The following is a 3,700-nucleotide window of genomic DNA, read 5'->3' on the forward strand; positions in this document are numbered from 1 at the left end:
CGCCGACAGCCCGCCGAGGCCCGCGCCGACGATGACGACGTTGTCGGTGGGACCGGGGACCACCCGGGGCGTTCGGCGCATCGGCTGCCCCTCTCGGCTCGCCCGCGCAGCCGCAAGGAGTGGGCCGTCCCCGCTGCACCATCAATGTTAGAGTCACTCTAGGTTCAAGAGCAGCCACTTGGTTACCCGGCCCCTTCGCAAGGCGAGCCCTCAGCAGGCGATGGAGCCAGGAACGTCGGAGAGAAATCGCTGTGGAGCCGCCGTGTCCAGCATCGGAAAGCACCTGCCGAGTTCGGTGAACCTGATTCGCGGGCCGAGCCGGACAGCCGGGCAAGGGACAGTCGGGGAACGGGCACCGTGGCAGGCCCGGGCACTGGGCGTCGGCTTCGAGCAGCTGGTGCGGCACGGCTTGCGTGGAGTCTGGGTGCGCGGTGAGCTCCCGCCGGGTGGCTGCATCTGGGCGGCCAATCACCACAGCTGGTGGGACGGTTTCCTGGCCGCGGCGGTGCTGCGCCAGCAGGGCCGATCCGCGGCATTGCTGATGGATGGGGACAACCTGTCCGACTACCGCTTTCTCACCGCGATCGGCGTCATTCCGGCCGGACAGCCACGGCGGGCGCTGCAGAGCCTGCGCGACGGCCGGGTTCTGGTGATCTTTCCCGAGGGTGAACTCAGGGCCGCCGGCCCGGTCGCCGAACTGGCGCCCGGGGCCGGCTGGCTGGCCCGGCGGGCGCCGGCGGCGCTGGTGCCGGTCGCGGTGCGGGTGGTCGCCCGCGGGCACCAGTACGCCGAAGGACTGATCGACATCGCTCCGCCCTGCGGCCCCGACCGGTTGGCTGCCGAGCTGGCCGAGCGGGTGGCCGGGTTGGACGCCGCGATCGCCGGTGCGGATCCGCGTGAGCCGGTGCCGGGCTTTGCCCGGGTGGTCCCCGGGCGGCTCAGCTGGGATGAGCGAATCGATCGCTGGGCGAAGCTGGGCCGTGGGGCGAAGCTGGACCGCGGGGCGAAGCTGGGCCATGGGGCGAAGATCGACCGGTGACGATCCTGTTCCGGGCCGTCCTCGGCTTCCTGCTGATCAAGCTGGCCACGCTGCTGGCCAACCTGGCGAGCTTTCCGGTGCTGGGCAAGAGGGTTCCGGCCAGCCGGTACCCTGACAGCCCGCCGCCCACGTCGGTGTCGCTGCTGGTGCCGATGCGCAACGAGGTCGCCACGCTGGCCCGGTACCTACCGGCCATGCTCGGCCAATCCGGGATCAGCGAGTTGATCGTCCTGGACGACCAGTCCGACGACGGCTCGGCCGAGCTGGCCAGCTCGATCCTGGCGAACTCGGCGCTGGCGAACTCGGCGCTGGCCAACTCGGCGCTGGCGAACTCGGCGCTGACCGACTCGGCACCTGCCCGGCTGGTCCGCGGAACCCCGCCACCGCCGGGCTGGGTGGGCAAGAACTGGGCCTGCGCGCAGCTGGCAGGCGTCGCGTCCGGCGACCTGCTGGTCTACTGCGACGCGGACGTGCTGCTGGCTCCTGGCGCGATCGAGGCGGTGCGCCAGGCGATGGCCGGGCAGCGGGCCGACGTCTTCTCGGTGTTTCCCCGGCAACTCACCGGCAGCCTCGGCGAGGCGCTGCTCACCCCGCTGATCGACGACGTGCTGTTGTGCTTCCTGCCCTTCGGCCTGCTGTCGGTAGACGTGCCGGCGGCTGCCACCGCCAACGGCTCGCTGCTGGCACTCAACCGCCGGGCGCTGGCCGAGCTGGCCGGCTTCGCCGCGGTGCGCTCGGAGATCGTCGAGGACGTGGCGATCGCCCGGCGTGCCAGGCAGGCGGGTTTGACCCTCGGGCTGGCGCTGGGCGCTGACCTGGTGCAGACCCGGATGTATCGCGGTTACCGCCAGGCCGTGACCGGGCTGGCCCGGGGATTGCTCGGTGTGACCGGTGGATCGCGGCTACGGCTGGTCGCGGCCACCGGCTGGCACCTGGCGGCGTACACGCTGCCACTGGTCGCGGCGGCCGGCCGCCGGCGGTGGCTGGTGCCGTTCGGGCTGGGGCTGGTCGAGCGGCTGCTGGTCGGGCTCAAGTGCCATCCCCGCGCCGCCTGGCAGGCGGTTCTCACCCCGCTCTGCCCGATCGCCTTCGTTCCGGTGGCGGGTCAGGCACTGCGCAAGCAGCAGCAATGGAAGGGCCGCAGCTACCCGTGAAGCCGCCGGAGCCCCGCTCGCAGCCGCCGATCGGCCATCTCGGCCGGTGGGGCCGGCAACCCCTGCCGTTGCTGGAGGAAGGCGCCGCGCTGGGCCCGGTCTTCGGCCTGCGGTTGTGGCGGAACACCATCGTCGGCTATTCCCCGGACTGGAACCGGTTCGTGCTCGGTGACCTGGAACTGTTCCGCAGCCGGGGCAGCATGAGTGGGTTGTCACCGCACCTGGCCGCGGGCATCGTCCAGACCGAGGCGCCGGGGCATCGCAGCCGGCGGGCCGAGCTGAACCCGCCCTTCGCCCGGCGCGCGATCGCGACCCTGCGACCCCGGATCCTCGAGGTCGTGAGCCGGGGCCTGCCCAGTGGCCGGTTCGACGCGGTGTCCTGGTCGGCGGGGATCACCCGCGAGATCCTGTCGGCCACCTTCTTCGGCGGGGCGCTGCCGGCCCCGGTGCTGGCGGCCTTCCTGCGACCGCTGGACAGCCCGCTGCCCGGGCCGCTGGTACGCCGGCCGGGCCTGTTCCGGCGAATGAACCGGGCCTTGGAGCAGGCGCTTCCCGCCGCGCCGGACGGCTGCCTGGCGGCGGCGTTCCGCGATCTTCCCGGCGGCCTGGACGAGGTACGGGTAGCCCTCAGCGCGGGCTACGACACCACGGCGCACACCATGGCCTGGCTGCTGTACCACGTCAGCCGCCAGCCCGGCCTGTTCGGTGCCGAGCAGCGCCCGCTGGCTGTCAACGAGGTTCTCCGGCTGTACCCGGCCGGCTGGCTCGGCAGCCGGCGGGCGGCCCGGGACACAGCGTTCGACGGGATCGCCATTCCACGAGGCACCCTGGTGCTCTACAGCCCGTACCTGACCCATCGGGACCGGCGGCTGTGGCCCGAGCCGCAGGAGTTCCGCCCGGACCGGTTCCTGGCTCCGTTGCCGCCCTGGGGCTTCCTGCCCTTTGCCGCGGGCGAACGGACCTGCCTGGGCAGTGCCTACGCCCGGCTGGTCCTCGATACCGTGCTGGACGCCTTCGAGGGCAGCCGGCTCAGCGTGGTGGCCGGCGATCCACGGCCCCGGGCCGGCATCACACTGGCCCCCGCCGGCCCGCTGATCCTGTGCCGGGAGTCGTAACCGGGCCGCGGGCGGTCACGGGGTGGCCGCGGGCGGCAGGGTCACGCCGAAGCCGGCGACCGCCAGCCGCAGCAACACCTGCCCGGGTGCCAGCAGGTCCGCGATGCGCGCCGCGCTGAGCACCTCCAGTTCGGCCAGCCGGGCGCGGTAGGCCTCGTCCCCGAGCAGCCGCGCGGCATGGAGTTCGGCCACGTTGTGCCAGACCTTCAGGCGCGCTTCCCGCAGGAACCGCTTGGAGGCAAGGCGATTCAGCGGTGTCAACGCCCGGTCGAGCAACCTGCGGTGATCCTCAAGCTCGGTGTCCTCGGCCTTGACCCGGCTCGCCAGCACCGTGTCGATCCGCTCGTGGTCCAGGCGGCGGCGGGCCAGCAGGTCGGGGTCGGCGAACTCGT

Annotated in this window: 4 protein-coding genes; 3 read left to right on the forward strand and 1 reads right to left on the reverse strand. The window is 72.8% G+C overall.

The window, feature by feature from the left end; genetic code table 11:
- Window positions 1–262: 262 nt before the first annotated feature.
- The 3 genes from VF542_RS04510 to VF542_RS04520 are packed head-to-tail and all read left to right on the forward strand — an operon-like array spanning window position 263 to window position 3,308.
- Window positions 263–1,039 carry a lysophospholipid acyltransferase family protein gene (locus VF542_RS04510; protein ID WP_408650514.1) on the forward strand — a complete coding sequence of 259 codons (777 nt, stop codon included), beginning with the start codon at window positions 263–265 and terminating at the stop codon, window positions 1,037–1,039.
- On the forward strand, window positions 1,036–2,193 hold the full coding sequence (locus tag VF542_RS04515; protein ID WP_408650515.1) for a glycosyltransferase: 1,158 nt from the start codon (window positions 1,036–1,038) through the stop codon (window positions 2,191–2,193). The genes VF542_RS04510 and VF542_RS04515 overlap by 4 nt, the downstream gene beginning before the upstream one ends.
- On the forward strand, window positions 2,190–3,308 hold the full coding sequence (locus VF542_RS04520) for a cytochrome P450 (RefSeq protein WP_408650516.1): 1,119 nt from the start codon (window positions 2,190–2,192) through the stop codon (window positions 3,306–3,308). Before VF542_RS04515 ends, VF542_RS04520 begins: the two co-directional genes overlap by 4 nt.
- 15 nt (window positions 3,309–3,323) lie before the next feature.
- Here VF542_RS04520 and VF542_RS04525 read toward each other — a convergent pair.
- Window positions 3,324–3,700, reverse strand: a 377-nt coding sequence (locus tag VF542_RS04525; RefSeq protein WP_408650517.1) for a DUF5995 family protein, incomplete at its 5' end; no start/stop codon positions are given.

The organism is Jatrophihabitans sp. (assembly GCF_036389215.1).
In the GTDB taxonomy this organism is placed as follows: Bacteria; Actinomycetota; Actinomycetes; order Mycobacteriales; family Jatrophihabitantaceae; genus Jatrophihabitans_A.